This is a genomic window from Rufibacter psychrotolerans, from assembly GCF_016924645.1.
Lineage (GTDB): Bacteria > Bacteroidota > Bacteroidia > Cytophagales > Hymenobacteraceae > Nibribacter > Nibribacter psychrotolerans.
The window spans coordinates 14,652-30,319 of record NZ_JAFFJV010000019.1 but is presented as its reverse complement, the minus strand read 5'-3'; the positions used below and the strand labels follow the sequence as shown (position 1 = coordinate 30,319).

Here is a 15,668-nt window from a genome sequence, read left to right as displayed (position 1 = left end):
ATAGTGTAAGTTTGGGGGTACTGTAAAGGATTGTAAGCGAAGCCAGTAGGGGTGCTTGGCCTTATAAAGGTCTAATATATACTTATTATTTTTATAAAACATAATGAGTGTGCATTATTTTTGGTTTAAATAGGCTTTAACCCTTTTGGTAGTGCTAAATGCCGGTTAAATGAACAGGCACGTTTGGATAAAAATGTAGTAAGCAGGCTTCGGTGAAATGACGTATCAGCGGGAATGGAGGAGGTTCCTTTGCCAACCACGTGTCTTAGCCAGCTTGTCTAAAAGAGGGCTCCAAGAGGGCTCCGGGAACCGGCAAGCACCGTAAAACCCGGTTTTAAATCCTGGGAGTAATCTCATATATCCAGAGAACGAGGTGGCGGGCAGGCGAAAGTTTGGATATGACCGGGACTTGTATTTCCTTAGCGTTGCTACAGAGTGCCTAACCAATCATCAACTATGAAAAAATGCTTTCTTTTAACGGCTGTACTGCTTTTTACCGGCGTTATGGCCCATGCCCAGCTCTTTACCTTAGGGTTGAAGGCGGGGATCAGTTCTTCCAACGTAGACCTGAAAAATGCCAATGCCAACTTCTCGCAATTAAAAGAGGAGGGAAGCATCACCGGGTTCCATGCCGGGGTGTTTACCCGCTTTAACGTAGCGGGCTTCCTGCTGCAACCAGAGGCGGTGCTTTCTTCTTCGGGCGGCAAATTTGAAGTGCCCGATGACATGGGCAACACCACCGTGCAGGAAATGGGATTCACCAACGTAGACGTTCCCCTCTTGGTAGGCTATAAACTCCTGTTTGCCCGCGCGTACGCCGGACCCGTTGCCTCATTCCTGATTGACAGCGAGTTTGGAACTATGGACATGAAGAAAGCCATGGATTCGGCGGACTGGGGCTACCAGATTGGGGCCGGCGTGGACATCTCCCGGCTGACCGCCGATGTGCGGTACGAACGCCTTAAGCGCTCCTACACAGATGCCAGCACCGGCAGCGTGGACTTCAGAAACCAACAGGTAATCTTCAGCCTGGGCTATAAACTCATTGGCAAGTAAGCGGTAACCGCCGTTTTGGTCTGAATGAATCAATTCCCCCGGTTTCGGGGCTGTTTTTACTGAAACAGCCCCGAAACCGGGGGATTTTTTGTCACCTTGCCATCAGAATGAGCCGGCGCTCGTGGGCACAATTCCCATAAACTATCCAATCACCCCACAAAACCACTACTTAAAAGTAGGTAAAATTGGCGTTGCCGGCTTTGGTATAAGCAAAATACCAACATTTCGTGAATTTTATACCTAATTTTGGGAAACTGTACAGATGGTGTTCGCCAAATGATTGGGCCCAGCGTAGCAATCCCCCGGCTAGCTGAGCAAGGCACCGCTTTTTGCCTGCTGTTCCCTGTTTTGGGGCCAAAGGCAGAGATTCAGGCCCGAAACGCACCTGCCCCCAAGGGAGTGGCCGTGCCAGGCAACCTGGTTTGTAACCGTATCTTTTATCTATAAAATGTAATGAGTATGAAGAAAGCTCTACTTTTCTCACTCTTCGGCTCTGTTTTCTGTTTGGGGGTGCACGCGCAGGAGGTACAGGATTCTGTGGCGGTAAAAGACACCGTAGCGGTAGCGGCCCTGGACCCAAATGCCATGGCCGACCGCTTGTACAAAAACGGGCTCCTGCTGATCAGCCAGAAGGAATACAAGCAGGCGCTGGTGAGCCTCGACTCGGCCATCACGCTGCGGCCCGACATGGACCAGGCCTGGTTTAGCCGGGGCAACGTGTACTATGAACTCAAAGACGTGAAAAACGCCATTGATGACTATAACCGCGCCCTGGCGCTGAACAGTGCCAATCCGCAGGCCTTCTTCAGCCGGGGCCGCGCCCGCCAGACCGAGGGCGACAAAGCCGGTGCCCTGGCCGATTACAACAAAGCCGCCGAACTGGACGCCAACCATCCCATGGTGTGGTACCTGCGCGCCGGCCTCCACTTTGAGAACCAGAACTTCAAGGAGGCCGTGGAAGACTATTCGGTGGCGCTCAAGTTCACCCCGCGCAACGCCAACATCTACCATGACCGGGGCAGCGCCAAGCGGCAACTGAAAGAACTGGACGGGGCCCTGACCGATTTCCGGAAGGCGGTGGAACTAGACCCCGACCTGGCCGTGGCCTACCACAACCTGGGCAGCATCAAGCAGGCCAAGGGCGACCTGAACGGGGCCATTGACGAGTTCAGCAAGGCCGTGGAGCGCAAAAAAGACTACCACCTGGCGTACAACAGCCGGGGCAAGGCCCGGTTTGAGGCCGGTGACTACGCCGGGGCCCTGGCCGATTTCACCAAGTGCATCCAGCTGAACCCGCAGTACGCCTTCGCCTATAACAACCGGGCGGCGGCTAAATTCAAGCTCAAAGACTACAAAGGGGCGCTGGAAGACTGCAACTTCGCCCTGCAGATCAATGACCAATACGGGTCTGCGTACCTCAACCGCGGCATCGCCAAGGAGATGCTGCGCGATGATTCTGCCTGCCAGGACTGGGCCAAAGCGCTCTCGCTGAACATTGCGGCCGCTAAAGCTTACCTCACCCATTGCAACGAGAAGTAACCTGTTCTCTTTTGCCTTTAATTCCAAGAACATGAAAAGACATTTACTTACAGTTGCCTGTTTGCTGGTGTTGGGCCAGGCCTACGCCCAGCAGAACGTAGAGTTTGAGAAAGACAACTTCAAGCAAAACAAAGACGGGTTCAGAGACGCCAAGAAGAAGTTGGACGACGGCGACGAGATCTTCCTCTCCAAGAAGGTAGACGAGGAGTACCGCCGCGTTCACTACAGAAACGCCATTGCCCCGTACAAAGCGGCCCATGCGTTCAACCCCCACAGCACCACCCTCAACTACAGGCTGGGGGTGTGTTACCTGTTCTCAGATGAAAAAGCCCAGGCCGCGCAGTACCTGGAGGCCGCCCGTAAACTTAACCCCGCGGTGCACCCAGACCTGGGCTTCTACCTGGGCCGCGCCTACCAGGTGAACCTGGACTGGAAAAAGGCCACCGCCGAGTACAAGAAGTACCTGGCCACCCTGCCCACCGACAAAAACAAGGAAAAGATTCAAGTGGTGAACCAGCACATCAGGGAGTGCTTGTCGGGCGAGCAATTACAGCAAAAGCCGATTTTGGTGCATTTTGACAAATTGGGCCCCGAAATAAACACCGACGCCCCCGAGTACAGCCCCGTAATCTCCGCCGACGAGACGGTGATGGTGTTCACTTCCCGCAGGGCCCCGGAAGCCACAGAAAACGACAAAAAGAAAAAAGAGGAAGAGAAAACCGAGAAAGCACCCGCCCTGCACGAAGACCTGTTCCTCAGCACCAAGGTAAACGGGCAGTGGACTCCGGCCAAAAACATGGGTCAGAACGTCAACTCAGACAAGTTTGAGTCGGCGGTGAGCCTTTCGCCGGACGGGCAGCGCCTGATCCTGTACCGCGAGGACGACAACGGCGACCTGTTCGAGAGCCGGCTCAAGGGCGGCGAGTGGTCCAAGCCCGAGGCCCTGAAGAACCTCAACTCCAACGCCCACGAAGGCTCGGCCGCCTATTCCTATGACGGCAAAACTGTGTACTTCGTGAGCAACCGGCCCAACGGCATCGGCAAGCACGATATCTACTACTCCGTGATGGACAGCAAGGGCGAGTGGGGAAAACCCGTGAACGCCGGCCCCGACCTGAACACGCCCTATGACGAAGGCTTCGTCTTCCTCCTGCCCGACGGCAAGACCCTGTACTTCAGCTCAGAGGGGCATTCTTCCATGGGCGGCTATGACATCTTCAAAAGCGTGTACGAGAACGGCAAGTGGTCCAAACCAGAGAACGTGGGCTACCCCGTGAACTCCCCCGATGATGACTATTTTCTGGCCGTGGGGGCCAGTGGCCGGTACGGGTACCTGGCCTCTAACCGGCTGGAAAAAGGGCAGAAGTCCACAGATATCTTCCGGGTAACGTTCCTGGGGCCCGAGAAGCCCATGGTCCTGAACGCCGAGGATGATCTGCTGGCCAGCATGGCCCTTCGAGTGCCGCAACCGGTGCAAGTACCGGTGCAGGACCTCAAGACGCCGCAGAGCCTGCTGCTGTACGGCACCATCAAAGACGCCAAAACCAACGGCCCCACCGAGGCCAAAATTGAGCTGATTGACAACCTGAAGAACGAGGTCATCGCCACGTACTCCTCCAACAGCCAAACCGGCAAGTACCTCCTTTCCTTGCCGGCCGGCAAGAACTACGGCGTGGCCATCAAGAAGGAAGGCAACCTGCTGCACTCAGAGAACTTTGACCTTACGGCCGCCCACGCATTCAGAAAGGTGCAGAAAGACATCCAGCTGAAGGCGGTGGCTACCGGCAGCGCCGTGGCCCTGCGCAACATCTTCTTTGAGCCCGAGCAGGCCAAGATCAAGCCCGAGTCCATGCCCGAACTGAACCAGCTGGTGGAGTTCCTGAAGGATGAGCGCAGCCAGAAAGTAGAGATCAGTGGCTTTACCGACAACAAAGGCGAGGCTGCCCAAAACCTGAAGCTTTCTGAAAGCCGGGCCAAAGCCGTGGTGGAATACCTGATCTCCAAAGGCGTGAACGCCAAGCGCCTGCAAGCCAAAGGATTTGGCGCCGACCAACCCGTGGCCAGCAACGACACCGAGGAAGGCCGTACCCAGAACCAGCGCATTGAGGTGAAACTGCTAGGCAAATAGGCCGGCTGGCACCTGGCAATTGCCAGAAAAGCCACTCCGCACTCTAAACTGCTCCGCATCAGCGCACCTCAAGTTAAAAGCCCCCTGTTTCAGGCCCTTTTTCACAAAAAAAGGCCGGAAACAGGGGGCTTCAGCTTTGTAAGAAATCCGCTTCAAGTCTGAACCTTAGTCTGAACCCTAAGGTGAGACATAACCCCAGTGAACGCAGCCGAGGAATTGCCCAGGGCTGCTTATACTTTACGTTTGGGCTTGTCAGGAAAAGGCGCAAACGGCGCTGGAAATAGGGCGAAAGCTTTAGTTCGCCCAGCGCGGCGAGAAGCGAAGGATTAGTTTTCTGCCGTCATCTTGGGCTGCAGGTTTTTGGTGCTCCGCGCCCGGATAGTTTGCGAGAGAAGAGAACTGGAGAAGAGAACTGGCTAAAAGGAAGAGAAGCCATGTTTCGGGCCTGATTTCTCTAAAACAGACCCAAAACATGGCAGGAGACAAGCAGGGGGCAGCCCTTACGCGGAAGCCTCCGCCGCCTTCTCGGGTTGGGCTTGGGGTTGCGCCTGCGGCATGGGGTAGCTGACCATCCATTGCACCCCAAATTTATCCGTCAGCATGCCGAAATAGTCTCCCCAGTTCATTTCCTGCATGGGAAGCGACACGGTTCCGCCCGGGGCCAGGCCCTGGAAAAGCTGATCGGCCTCTTCGCGCGTTTCGGTGGTAAGGCTCAGGTGGAAGTTGTTGCCCTGCGTGAGCCGGTGCCCCATAGATTCCAGGGCATCGGTGGCCATCAGCAACATGCCGTGGTCCGTGCGCAGGGCCATGTGCATGATCTTGTCCTGTTCGTGGGCCGCAACACGGCCGGCCTCGGGGGTGTCACCAAAACGGATCAATTCCAGGAACTCGCCCCCAAAAACAGATTGGTAAAAGGTAAGGGCCTCCTGGGTGGTGCCCGGGAAATTGAGGTAAACTTGCATGGTTGCCATAGGTGATAGTGGGTTAGTTGTGGGTGAAATGCGGTTTCTCAAGAATGGTCTTTAAGGTAGTAAGGCTGGTTTCCAGGTCCTGGCCCAGCATGTCGTCTACAAACAGGTGCATGAGGTTGAAAGGGTAGGGGTTGGCGCCCCTCATGCCCCAGGTTACTTTGGTTTGGGTAGGGCTTAGGGCTTCGGTGGTCATGGGCGTCTGGGCGGTACTCCTGAACGGCCGAATGAACCTGACCTCCACGTCTAGCCGCTGTCCCTCGGTGAGGTGGGTGATCTCCTGCTCGCCCTGGCCCGCCTGGTCGTTTCCGTCCCAGGCATAGACAAAGCCCACCGTGCCGTCGGTGCCCCGGTAGCTCTTTTTCATGGCGGGGTCGGTCATGATCCAGGTGCTGTAGTGGTCCTGGTTTTTGAGGTGCCGGATGTAGCCGAACACCTCGGCCTTGGGTTTGTTGATGATGATCTGGCGCTGCACCGTGTATTCCTTCTGCACGAACAGCGCTGCCACCAGCAGGAGCGCCACCAGGGTGCCGGCTCCTACCAAGATCCGTTTCATAAGCTTCATGGCTGGCCGGGTTTAGTTCTGGGATGGGGCTTCAGCCATTGCCTTAATCTTCGCCAGGGCCGCGTCCCAAGCAGTAGACATCATCTCAAAATACTCCGGGGTCATGTCGGTGGAAATGGACAGGTGCGTGTGGCCGGCTTTTTCCTGGAGCTGGTAGGTTTCGCGGCCGCCCTGCACCGCCCGGGCCTCTTCGCTGGTGGTGTCTTCCTGCCCGTTGGAGACCAGGCCCGCATACTCCACGTCCAGTAGCTCCAGCGGCCTGTTGGCCACCACCCGGGCTACCATTCCGTTGTTGGAGGGGTCTTTGAACAGGACCTTGCTGCCTTCCTGCCAGTCGGTCTCGGCGTAGGCACCCTCACTGAAGGAGGCGTACCACTGCCTTACGTAGTGGTCCTGGGTGAGCACCTCCCAGACCCTCTGGCGGGAAGCGTTGATGGCAATGTCTTTTTTGATCTGTACAGTTTCCATGGTGGTAGAGGTTAGCTAGACAAATGGGTTAACTCCTTGAGTACATGGCAAACATACAGGCAATTTCTGAATAAAGAAGGGGGTGTTCACGCCATTCTTGGGGTTGATTACGACAATCTGTTTGGGTAGCTTTGGGTACTGCCGCGGGAGAGGCAACCCAAGGGCCAAGCAGCCGGCGGGGCTCCCTTGCGGCACCACCTAGCACCTGTACCCACCATGAAACACATCACGCTATTAGTACCCAAAGGGGCCATTCTGGGCAGTGTGGAAGGCCCGCGCCAAGTGTTCACTGAGGTGAACAAACTCCTGAAAAGCGGGGGCAAACCCGCCCTGTTCCGGGTGCAGCTGGCCGGGCTTACCCCCGAGGTGCCCGTGGCCGGCGGCATTTACACCGTGTACCCCGATGTGCTGGCGAAGGACATTGCCGAGACCGATCTGATCATCATTCCGGCCCTGGACGGGGACATGCGCGCAGCCCTGGAGATGAACCAAGACTTTATGCCCTGGATTGTAGCGCAGCACCAGCGCGGGGCCGAGGTAGCCAGCCTTTGCGTGGGCGCTTTTCTGCTGGCCTCCACTGGCTTGGTGAACGGGCGCAAATGTGCCACGCACTGGATGGCCGCCCCAGATTTCCGGCGCATGTTCCCGCAGGTGGAGCTGGTGGAAGACCGCATCATCACCGATGAGCAGGGCATTTATTCCAGCGGCGGCGCCTTCTCTTACCTCAACCTGGTGCTGTACCTCATAGAAAAGTACGCGGGGCGTGAGATTGCCGTGCTCATGTCCAAGGCCTTCCAGATTGACATGGATCGCCGCAGCCAGTCGCCGTTTGTAATTTTCAACGGCCAGAAAGACCACGAAGACAGCCTGATCAGACAGGCCCAGGAGTTTATTGAGGCCAACTTCCAGGAGAAGATCACGGTAGATGAACTGGCATCCCGATTTTACCTGGGCCGCCGCAACCTGGAGCGCCGGTTCAAGAAGGCCACCAGCAACACCGTGATGGAGTACATTCAGCGGGTGAAGGTAGAGGCCGCCAAGACCCGCCTGGAGACTTCGCGCGAAAACGTGAACGAGGTCATGTACGCCGTGGGCTACTCAGACACCAAGGCGTTTCGGGCTACTTTTAAGAAAATCACTGGTATTTCCCCCCTGGAGTACCGCAACAAGTTCCACAAAGAAGCCGCGCGGGTAGCCGTTTCCTGATGCCGCAGTCGCGTATTGGGGAAAGAGGAACCGGCGTGGTTTCCGGCGGATACCCGGCTGAGGAGCAGTTCCCAGGGAGGCCGGTTGCATCATCAGTAGAATCTCCCTGCCCCGTTCGGTTTTTATTTAGGCCCCCAATCCTGTACCTTTAAACCTGGGCAGGTTTTTAGAATTTCTATTGGCAGATGAAAGTACTGGTGATTGAGGATGAACCCAACGTGGCGGCGTTTATTAAAAGAGGGCTCCAGGAGCAGACGTTTGAGGTAGAGGTGGCCTATGACGGCCTCACCGGCAAGAAGCTAGCCCTGCAGAACGAGTACCAGGTCATTGTGGTGGACATTATCATGCCCCACCTGAGCGGGCTGGACCTGTGCCGCCAGTTGCGGCAGGAGAAGATCAAGACGCCCCTGCTACTACTCACCGCCCTGGGTGCCACCGATGACATTGTGGACGGGCTGGAAGCCGGTGCCGATGATTACCTCACCAAGCCGTTCAAGTTCAAGGAACTGGTGGCGCGGGTAAGGGCTCTGGCTCGCCGGGCCGAACCGGCAAACAGCAGCCCGATTCTGCAGGTTGGGAATCTGCAACTCAACCTGGACACCAAGGAAGTAGTACGGGCCGGCAAGGAAATCAGCCTGACCGCCCGGGAATTCGCCCTGCTGGAGTTCTTCATGAAAAAGCAGGGCAAGGTGTTGTCCAGGGTAGACTTGCTGGAGAATGTGTGGGACCTGAACTTTGATTTAGGCTCCAATGTGGTAGACGTGTACGTGAACTACCTGCGCAACAAGATTGACAAAGACTTTCCGGCCAAAATGATTCACACGGTGGTGGGTATGGGCTACATCCTTAAGAAACCGGAGGACGCGTGAATTTCCGGAGCCAGCTCACCCTTACCTTTACCGGGCTCACCACCGGGGTGCTTATCATCATGGGCCTCATCATCTACTTCTTTGCCGAGCAGTACACCCGGCGCCAGTTCTTTCAGCGCCTCATGGACCGGGGCGTTATCTCGGCGCAGATGTACCTGGAGCGGGACGAGCTCAGTGCGCACAGTCTGCAGAAAATACAGCGTAAGTACCTACAGAGCCTGGCCCAGGAAACCCTTACCATCTATGATAAAACGCGCGTCCCCAAAGTGGCCCCCGATTCCGGTAAAATCTCTGTTCCGGCCAGAGTTTTCAATGATATAGACCGCAACAAACAGGCTGAGTTCTGGCAGGGCGACAAACAAGGGGTTGGGCTTTGGTACGAGGACAACCAGGGAAACTTCTATGTCATTGTCTCGGCGGTAGACGTGACCGGAACCGGCAAACTCCGCAATCTGCAGGAAGTGCTGCTTTTCAGTGTGTTGATCGGGATACTGATTATGCTGGTGGCCGGCCATTTCTTCGCCCGCAAAGTACTGCAACCCATCGTGTCCATTGTGCAGGAAGTGAATAAGATACGGGCCGCTAACCTGCACCTGCGGGTTCAGGAGCGGGAGAGCCGCGACGAGATCGGGAACCTGATTTCCACGTTCAACCAGATGCTGGAGCGCCTGGAGACCTCCTTTTACATGCAGAAAAGCTTTATCTCCAATGCCTCCCATGAGCTCCGTAATCCGCTTACCGCCATCAGAGGGGAGTTGGAGGTGACGCTGCTGAAAGATCGGTCCCCGGAGGAGTACCGGGCATCATTGGAAACCCTGCAGAAAGAGACCGGGCGACTGGAAAAGCTCACCTCAGATTTGATTCTGCTGGCCCAGACCGGGTTTGATGAGCAAGCCGTGCGGCAAGAGGAAGTACGCATTGACGAAGTGCTGCTGGAGGTAAAAGCGAATCTGGATCACCAACTGCCGCAGAATAAGAACCGGCTGGATCTATCGGGCTTGCCCGCTGATCCTGACCTGATTACGGTGCGCGGTAACCGAAACCTCCTGCAGATTGCCATCAAGAACGTGCTGGAAAACGCCTCAAAGTTCTCAGATCATCAGGAGGTAGTGGTGGGCTTTACCTGTCAGGAGCAGCAGGTATTGGTGCAGGTCCGGGACCAGGGGATAGGCATTCCGGAACAAGAGGTGAACCGGGTGCTGGAGCCGTTCTACCGGGCCCAGAACGCCCGATCGCGCACCGGCACCGGCATCGGGCTGGCCATGACCGAGAAGATCATGCGCCTGCATGGTGGCTCCATCCAAATTGAATCAACTCTGCAGAATGGAACTACGGTCACCCTGACTTTTCCTGCAGTTTAAACAAGACTTGTTTTAGGGCCATTTTTTAAAAAAGAGGCTGTAAACAGGATTGAAGGTATAAGTCGAAAAGCAACAAAGCCGTTGAGCAAAGGCCTACGTGTAGAACTCACGTTTTTCCCTGCAGCACCACCTCGTTACAGGGTAACGAGGCTACATTATTCTGTAGCGACGTTACCCTGTAACGTCGTACGCATTCCAGATCATGTTCTATGAACCTGATCCATCAGAAACCATATCTTTCTGGCTGTTGATGATCCTGTATTGATCATAATACTCGCCCTGGTTATGGAAGGCCTTCTTTAAGATCTCCCCAATCATAAAAGATAAGGTGAGCTCCACTTTTTTGTCGAAGCCTTTCAAATCTTCCAGAAGGTCGTAGCTCTCAAACTCGCATTGTCTTATTAGGAGTTTGATCTTACTCACCTCAAGATCTGACCGGGAAATCTCGTAGAAACCCATCTGGTGATCAGGTTCCGACAGATTGCTTCTGAAAGGTGTGCCGTGGGCGCCCAGTTTGTGACAAAGTTCAATGATCTCGGAGCTATTCAACACAGAGGAAATCTTTTCTTTCTCATCAATCCGGTAAAGCTCCAGCAGACTTTCCATAGCCTGCTTTTGCCCGTAGACAGCACTTAGCAGCCCGAAAAGTCTGAGGTAGCGCCCACCTACCTCGGGGTGCCCGGATGGTCCCGCCAGTCCGAATTGCAGGAAGTTCTTTTTAGCGAGTTCCCCCATCTCCAACACGTAAATGGAATGATGCAGCCTGTTCCAGTTGACCTCTTTTCCTAAGCAAGTGAGGAGATTGATGAAAGAGTCTGCTGCTGCCTTCCTTTGATCAGTAAGATCGCTGATGATTAGTTTCTGAAGGCTATTGTACTTCTCAATGCTAGTTTCCATACAGTTTCAGTGGAGCAAAGTTTCTAAAAATTTTCAGCCTACCATTTAGGTAAACTTGATGGGGTGAAGCAGCTCAAGCTTCTTTAAAGGCCAGTCTACCCAGGTGCGTGTTTTAAGCCTGTTTTTCTGAAAACACCTCTAAAACACGGTTGACAAAATAACCGGGGTAGCGCAAGGCCACCCCGGTTCACTCAAGCCCGAACCGTAACACAAACAGTTAAACCTATCAAAACTAAACTATGCAGGCACGGCCTCTGCTTTCCGAGGGACGCGGCCTTTGGTTCGTTTCTTGAGTGTTCTCTTGTACACGCTGTCAAAGAGCAGCGGGAAAATGAGCAGGGTTAAAACGGTAGCACTGATAAGGCCGCCAATCACCACAATGGCCAGCGGTTTCTGCGTCTCGGACCCGATGCCGGTAGAAAGCGCAGCGGGTAACAATCCAATGGCAGCCATCATGGCGGTCATCACCACGGGGCGGGTACGTTCTTTCACGCCTTCCTTGATGGCTTTGCCCAGCGGCATGTCCTCCAACAGGTTATTCTTGAACACCGAGATCAGGATCACCCCGTTTTGCACACAAATCCCAAAAAGAGCAATAAAACCCACGCCCGCCGAAATACTGAAGTTGGTATGGGTTATCAGCAGGGCCAGAATACCACCGATCAAAGCGAACGGCACATTCAGGATCACCAAAGCGGCATCACGGCCGTTCCCGAACAAGGCAAACAGAACCAGGAAGATTAAGACGATACTAACTGGCACTACTTCCATGAGGCGATCGGTGGCGCGAATCTGGTTTTCAAATTCGCCCTTCCACTCCAGGTGCATGCCTTTGTCCAGTTTTACGGCTTGTTCTACTTTCTCCTGCGCCTCTTTGATGGTGCTGCCCAGGTCACGACCGCGTACCGAGAATTTCACGGCAATGAAGCGGGCGTTGTCTTCTCGGTACACAAAGGCGGGTCCCGTCACACTGCTGATTTTGGCAATTTCCTTCAGCGAAATGTTTCCGCCGTGACTAGTAGGTACCCGCAGGTTGCCTAGTTGCTCCTCGTTGTTCCGGAACTCTTGTTGGTAGCGAATTCTGATGTCAAACTTGCGCTCGCCTTCGTAGAGGCTGCTGGCGCCTTTCCCGCCAATGGCCATCTCAATCACTGCCTGGGCATCGGCAGTGGAGACGCCATAGGAGGCCATGCGCTGCTGGTCCAGTTCAATCTGCATCTCGGGCTGCCCGATGAGGTTGATCACCCCCAGGTCGTCAATCCCCTCAATCTTGTTGAGCACGTTGTACACCTTTTCGCCCACTACCTCCAGTTGCTGCAGATTATCCCCGAACACCTTCACGGCCATGGAGCCTTTCACCCCGGAGACGGCTTCTTCCACGTTGTCCATGATGGGCTGGGAGAAGTTAAAGCTGATGCCCTGGTACGCCGCCAATTTGGTCTGCATCTCCTGGATGAGTTCTTCTTTGCTGATTTTCCGTTGCCAGTCATCTTTGGGCTTCAGGTCTACGTGCATCTCGATGTTGAAGAAACCGGTGGGATCGGTACCATCGTTGGGCCGGCCCGTCTGCGACATCACCTGTTTCACCTCATCAAAGGACCGGATGGTGCGTCTGATCTTCTCGGTCATTTCCACCGACTGTTTTAGGGACGTGCTCATTGGCATGCTGGCCCGCACGTACACCGCCCCCTCGTTCAGTTGGGGCAGGAACTCGGAGCCCAAGAACTTGAAGGTGAACAGGCCCGCCGCCACGATTACCAAGGCTACTACCAGACTTGCCCGCTTGTATTTGTAAGTGAAGCTGAAGCCTTTGTAGACGTACTTGTTCAGGAAATTCACAAACGGATTGTTCTTCTCCCGCACGTTTTTGTTCAAGAGCATGCTGGAAAGCACCGGCACCAGGGTGAGCGTGAAGAACAAAGCGCCCAGCAAGGCAAAGCCCAGGGTATAGGCCAGTGGCGAGAACATTTTCCCTTCCACCTTCTGGAAGGCGAAAATGGGCAGCAGGGCCGTGATGATGATCAGCTTGGAGAAGAAGATGGATTTCCCCAGATCGATGGCTGTTTTCTTGATGATGCCGCGTTTGGAAAGCAGGTTGTAGCGGGCCATGCCTACCTCGTGCGCCTTCTTGTCCAGCACCACAAACAAGCCCTCCACCATCACCACGGCCCCATCAATGATAATCCCGAAATCAATCGCGCCCATGGACAGCAGGTTCGCCGACATGCCTTTGAGGCGCATACATACGAACGCAAAGAGCAAGGCCAACGGAATGATGATAGCTACCGTGATGGTGGTGCGCCAATCGGCCATGAAGAGGAACACGATGGCGGTCACCAGCACAATGCCTTCCAACAGGTTATGCGATACGGTTTTGGTCGTAAAGCCAATCAGGTCAGAACGGTCGTAGAAGGGTTTAATCTGCACGTCTCCCGGAAGCACCTGCTCGTTCAGCTCGGTGATCTTGTTTTTGAGCGATTCCAGCACTTCGCTGGGGTTCTCGTTCTTGCGCATCACCACAATGCCTTCCACCAGGTTGGTTTTCTCGTCCCGGCCCACGAAGCCCAGGTTAGGCAAATGCGACTCCGTCACCGAAGCCACGTTGCGGATAAGCACCGGCACGCCGTTGCGCTCCGTGACCATCACGTTCTCAATCTCTGCAATGTTGTTGAGCTGCCCAATGCCGCGCACCACGTACGCCTGCCCGTTTTTCTCAATCACATCGCCGCCCACGTTGAGGTTACTCTTAGCAATGGCCTCGTAGACATCGGGCGCGGTGATGTTGTATTTCCCAATCAGGCTGGGGTCAACGCTCACTTCGTAGGTCTTCACTTCTCCCCCAAAGCTCACTACGTCGGCGATCCCAGGCACGCCTTTAAGTTTGCGGTCGATCACCCAGTCCTGAATGGTTTTTAGTTCGCGTACATCCTTGGACTTGCTTTCCAGGGTGTAGCGGAAAATCTCGCCGGTGGGCCCCGCGGAGGGCTGCATCTCGGCATCAATGCCCTCGGGCAAGTTCACGGTGGCCAATTGGTTCGCTACGAGCTGACGGGCATGAAAATCGTCCACCTCGTCCTCAAAGATCATGGTAACCACTGATAGCCCGAAGAGCGAGATGGACCGAAGGCTAGTCTTCTTAGGCACCACGTTCATTTCCACCTCAATGGGAATGGTCACGAACTTCTCCACCTCCTCTGCGCTGCGGCCGGGCCACTGCGTTATGATCTGCACCCGCGTGTTGGTCACGTCGGGGAACGCCTCAATAGGCGTGTGCAGGAAGCTGAAGATACCGGCCACCACAATGCCGGCGGTAATGAAAAAAACCAGGAATCGGTTCTTGAGCGAGAACCCGATGATATTTTTAATGAATGAATTCATAGGGAAAAAAATAACTAAGCCGTTGACGAACCGGAGCCTGACACAGAGTGCCAGCCAGTTTCTGGAATCAACCGCATTTGATGAAAACAGGCTAGAAACGCTAAGCAGCTTATTTTGCCTTGGAGGCATTGTAGACCAGGAGCGGGTACTTGCTGATCACACTTTCTCCTTCTTGGAGCCCACTCTGGAGGTAAGCCGTTTGGCCCACGGTTTGGTAAACCTGTACCTCCCGTAGTTCCACATCGCAGCGTTTGCGGTACACCATCACGTAGTTCTTGCTTTGGTCAAACACGATGGATTGCGCCGGTATCGCCAGCAATTGCTTGCCATCTAGGTACTGTAACCGGATGTTGGCGAACATTTCCGGCTTGAGCGAAAAATCAGGATTGTCCAGACGTACCCGAACTTTCATGGTGCGGGTCTCGGGGTCCAGCACGTTGAAGATGCGGTCTATCTTGCCTTTGAACACTTTGTCTGGGTAGCTGAGCGTGGTCACCTCAGCCTCGTAGCCTTCCTTGATTTTGGAGATGTCCGACTCAAACACGTTAGCCATGACCCAGATTTCGTTCATGCTGGAGATGGTGAAGATGTTGGTGCTATTGTCTGAGCGGATCTGCATGTCGGCGTTAATGTTCTTTTCCACCACAAATCCCGTCGAAGGGGCTTTCACCACGTACTCAGAACCTTTGCCAATGCTGTAGATGCCGTAGATTTGCTTCAGGCGCTGTACTTCCGCATCGGCGTTCTTTTTCTGCTGCTGCGCCGCCAGCAGTTCTTTCTGGGAGATTAATCCAGCCGCCAGCATATCCTTGGCCACATCCAGGTTCTTCTGCGCCACCTGTTGGGCAGATTGCGCGGCAATGCGCTGCTGTTCAAACTCAGCAATCTCGCCACTCCGGATCACCGCCAAAGTCTGACCTTTTTGCACGTAGTCGCCCAGCTCCACCTTTACGGTTTGCACGTGTCCGCCTACCAGCGGAAATACTTTGAACACCTTTTTCTCATCCAGCGAAATTTTTCCCACCAGTTGTAATTGATTGGTCACTTGCTGCAGTCGCGCGGTGTCCATCCGTACCATGTTGGATAGCGTATCGGTGAGGCATAGTTCATGCGGGGCCAGGGGAGAGGAAGCTATCGGTTTCTGTTCGTCTGAGCAGGAAGTAAGAAATGCTACTCCGGTTAAGTAGACCAGGAAAGGGGCAAAGGCTATTTTTTTCATATAAATACAAGCTG

The 15,668-nt window shown here is 54.6% G+C and carries 12 protein-coding genes; 6 read left to right on the top strand and 6 right to left on the bottom strand.

From position 1 onward, the window contains the following. Nucleotides 1-456 precede the first annotated feature (456 nt). The 3 genes from JT718_RS16805 to JT718_RS16795 all read left to right on the top strand — a co-directional run bounded on the left by JT718_RS16805 (nt 457) and on the right by JT718_RS16795 (nt 4,723). Entirely contained in the window at nt 457-1,056 is a 600-nt protein-coding gene (locus JT718_RS16805) for a porin family protein (protein WP_205503952.1), read from the top strand. Between the two features lie 459 nt (nt 1,057-1,515). Beyond that, nucleotides 1,516-2,595 carry a tetratricopeptide repeat protein gene (locus JT718_RS16800; RefSeq protein WP_205503951.1) on the top strand — a complete coding sequence of 360 codons (1,080 nt, stop codon included), beginning with the start codon at nt 1,516-1,518 and terminating at the stop codon, nt 2,593-2,595. A 31-nt stretch (nt 2,596-2,626) separates the two neighbouring features. After that, the gene (locus tag JT718_RS16795) at nt 2,627-4,723 is read left to right on the top strand and encodes an OmpA family protein (protein WP_205503950.1); all 2,097 of its coding nucleotides are present in this window, start codon (nt 2,627-2,629) and stop codon (nt 4,721-4,723) included. A gap of 500 nt (nt 4,724-5,223) precedes the next feature. Here JT718_RS16795 and JT718_RS16790 read toward each other — a convergent pair whose 3' ends face one another. Genes JT718_RS16790 through JT718_RS16780 form a run of 3 tightly spaced genes read right to left on the bottom strand, consistent with a single transcriptional unit; the run spans nt 5,224 to nt 6,724 of the window. After that, on the bottom strand, nt 5,224-5,694 hold the full coding sequence (locus tag JT718_RS16790; protein WP_205503949.1) for a VOC family protein: 471 nt from the start codon (nt 5,692-5,694) through the stop codon (nt 5,224-5,226). Between the two features lie 13 nt (nt 5,695-5,707). After that, complete coding sequence (locus JT718_RS16785) at nt 5,708-6,256, bottom strand: SRPBCC family protein (protein ID WP_205503948.1); 549 nt, start codon at nt 6,254-6,256, stop codon at nt 5,708-5,710. Nucleotides 6,257-6,268: 12 nt separating this feature from the next. Further along, entirely contained in the window at nt 6,269-6,724 is a 456-nt protein-coding gene (locus JT718_RS16780) for an SRPBCC family protein (RefSeq protein WP_205503947.1), read from the bottom strand. A 216-nt stretch (nt 6,725-6,940) separates the two neighbouring features. Between JT718_RS16780 and JT718_RS16775 the strand changes: the two genes are divergently transcribed. The 3 genes from JT718_RS16775 to JT718_RS20755 all read left to right on the top strand — a co-directional run bounded on the left by JT718_RS16775 (nt 6,941) and on the right by JT718_RS20755 (nt 10,160). Further along, nucleotides 6,941-7,930 (top strand): GlxA family transcriptional regulator, encoded by a 990-nt coding sequence (locus tag JT718_RS16775; protein WP_205503946.1) that lies wholly within the window; start codon nt 6,941-6,943, stop codon nt 7,928-7,930. A 185-nt stretch (nt 7,931-8,115) separates the two neighbouring features. Next, nucleotides 8,116-8,799, top strand: a complete 684-nt coding sequence (locus JT718_RS16770) for a response regulator transcription factor (RefSeq protein WP_205503945.1) — start codon at nt 8,116-8,118, stop codon at nt 8,797-8,799. Further along, complete coding sequence (locus JT718_RS20755) at nt 8,796-10,160, top strand: sensor histidine kinase (RefSeq protein WP_205503944.1); 1,365 nt, start codon at nt 8,796-8,798, stop codon at nt 10,158-10,160. Before JT718_RS16770 ends, JT718_RS20755 begins: the two co-directional genes overlap by 4 nt. Nucleotides 10,161-10,367: 207 nt before the next feature. On the opposite strand, the gene JT718_RS16760 is transcribed toward JT718_RS20755, so the two are convergent. The 3 genes from JT718_RS16760 to JT718_RS16750 form a co-directional block, all read right to left on the bottom strand. After that, on the bottom strand, nt 10,368-11,057 hold the full coding sequence (locus JT718_RS16760) for a hypothetical protein (RefSeq protein WP_205503943.1): 690 nt from the start codon (nt 11,055-11,057) through the stop codon (nt 10,368-10,370). Between the two features lie 237 nt (nt 11,058-11,294). Continuing rightward, entirely contained in the window at nt 11,295-14,435 is a 3,141-nt protein-coding gene (locus JT718_RS16755) for an efflux RND transporter permease subunit (RefSeq protein WP_205503942.1), read from the bottom strand. 109 nt (nt 14,436-14,544) lie between these two features. Next, a complete protein-coding gene (locus JT718_RS16750) occupies nt 14,545-15,654 on the bottom strand; it encodes an efflux RND transporter periplasmic adaptor subunit (protein ID WP_205503941.1) in 1,110 nt (369 codons plus the stop codon). Nucleotides 15,655-15,668 lie beyond the last annotated feature (14 nt).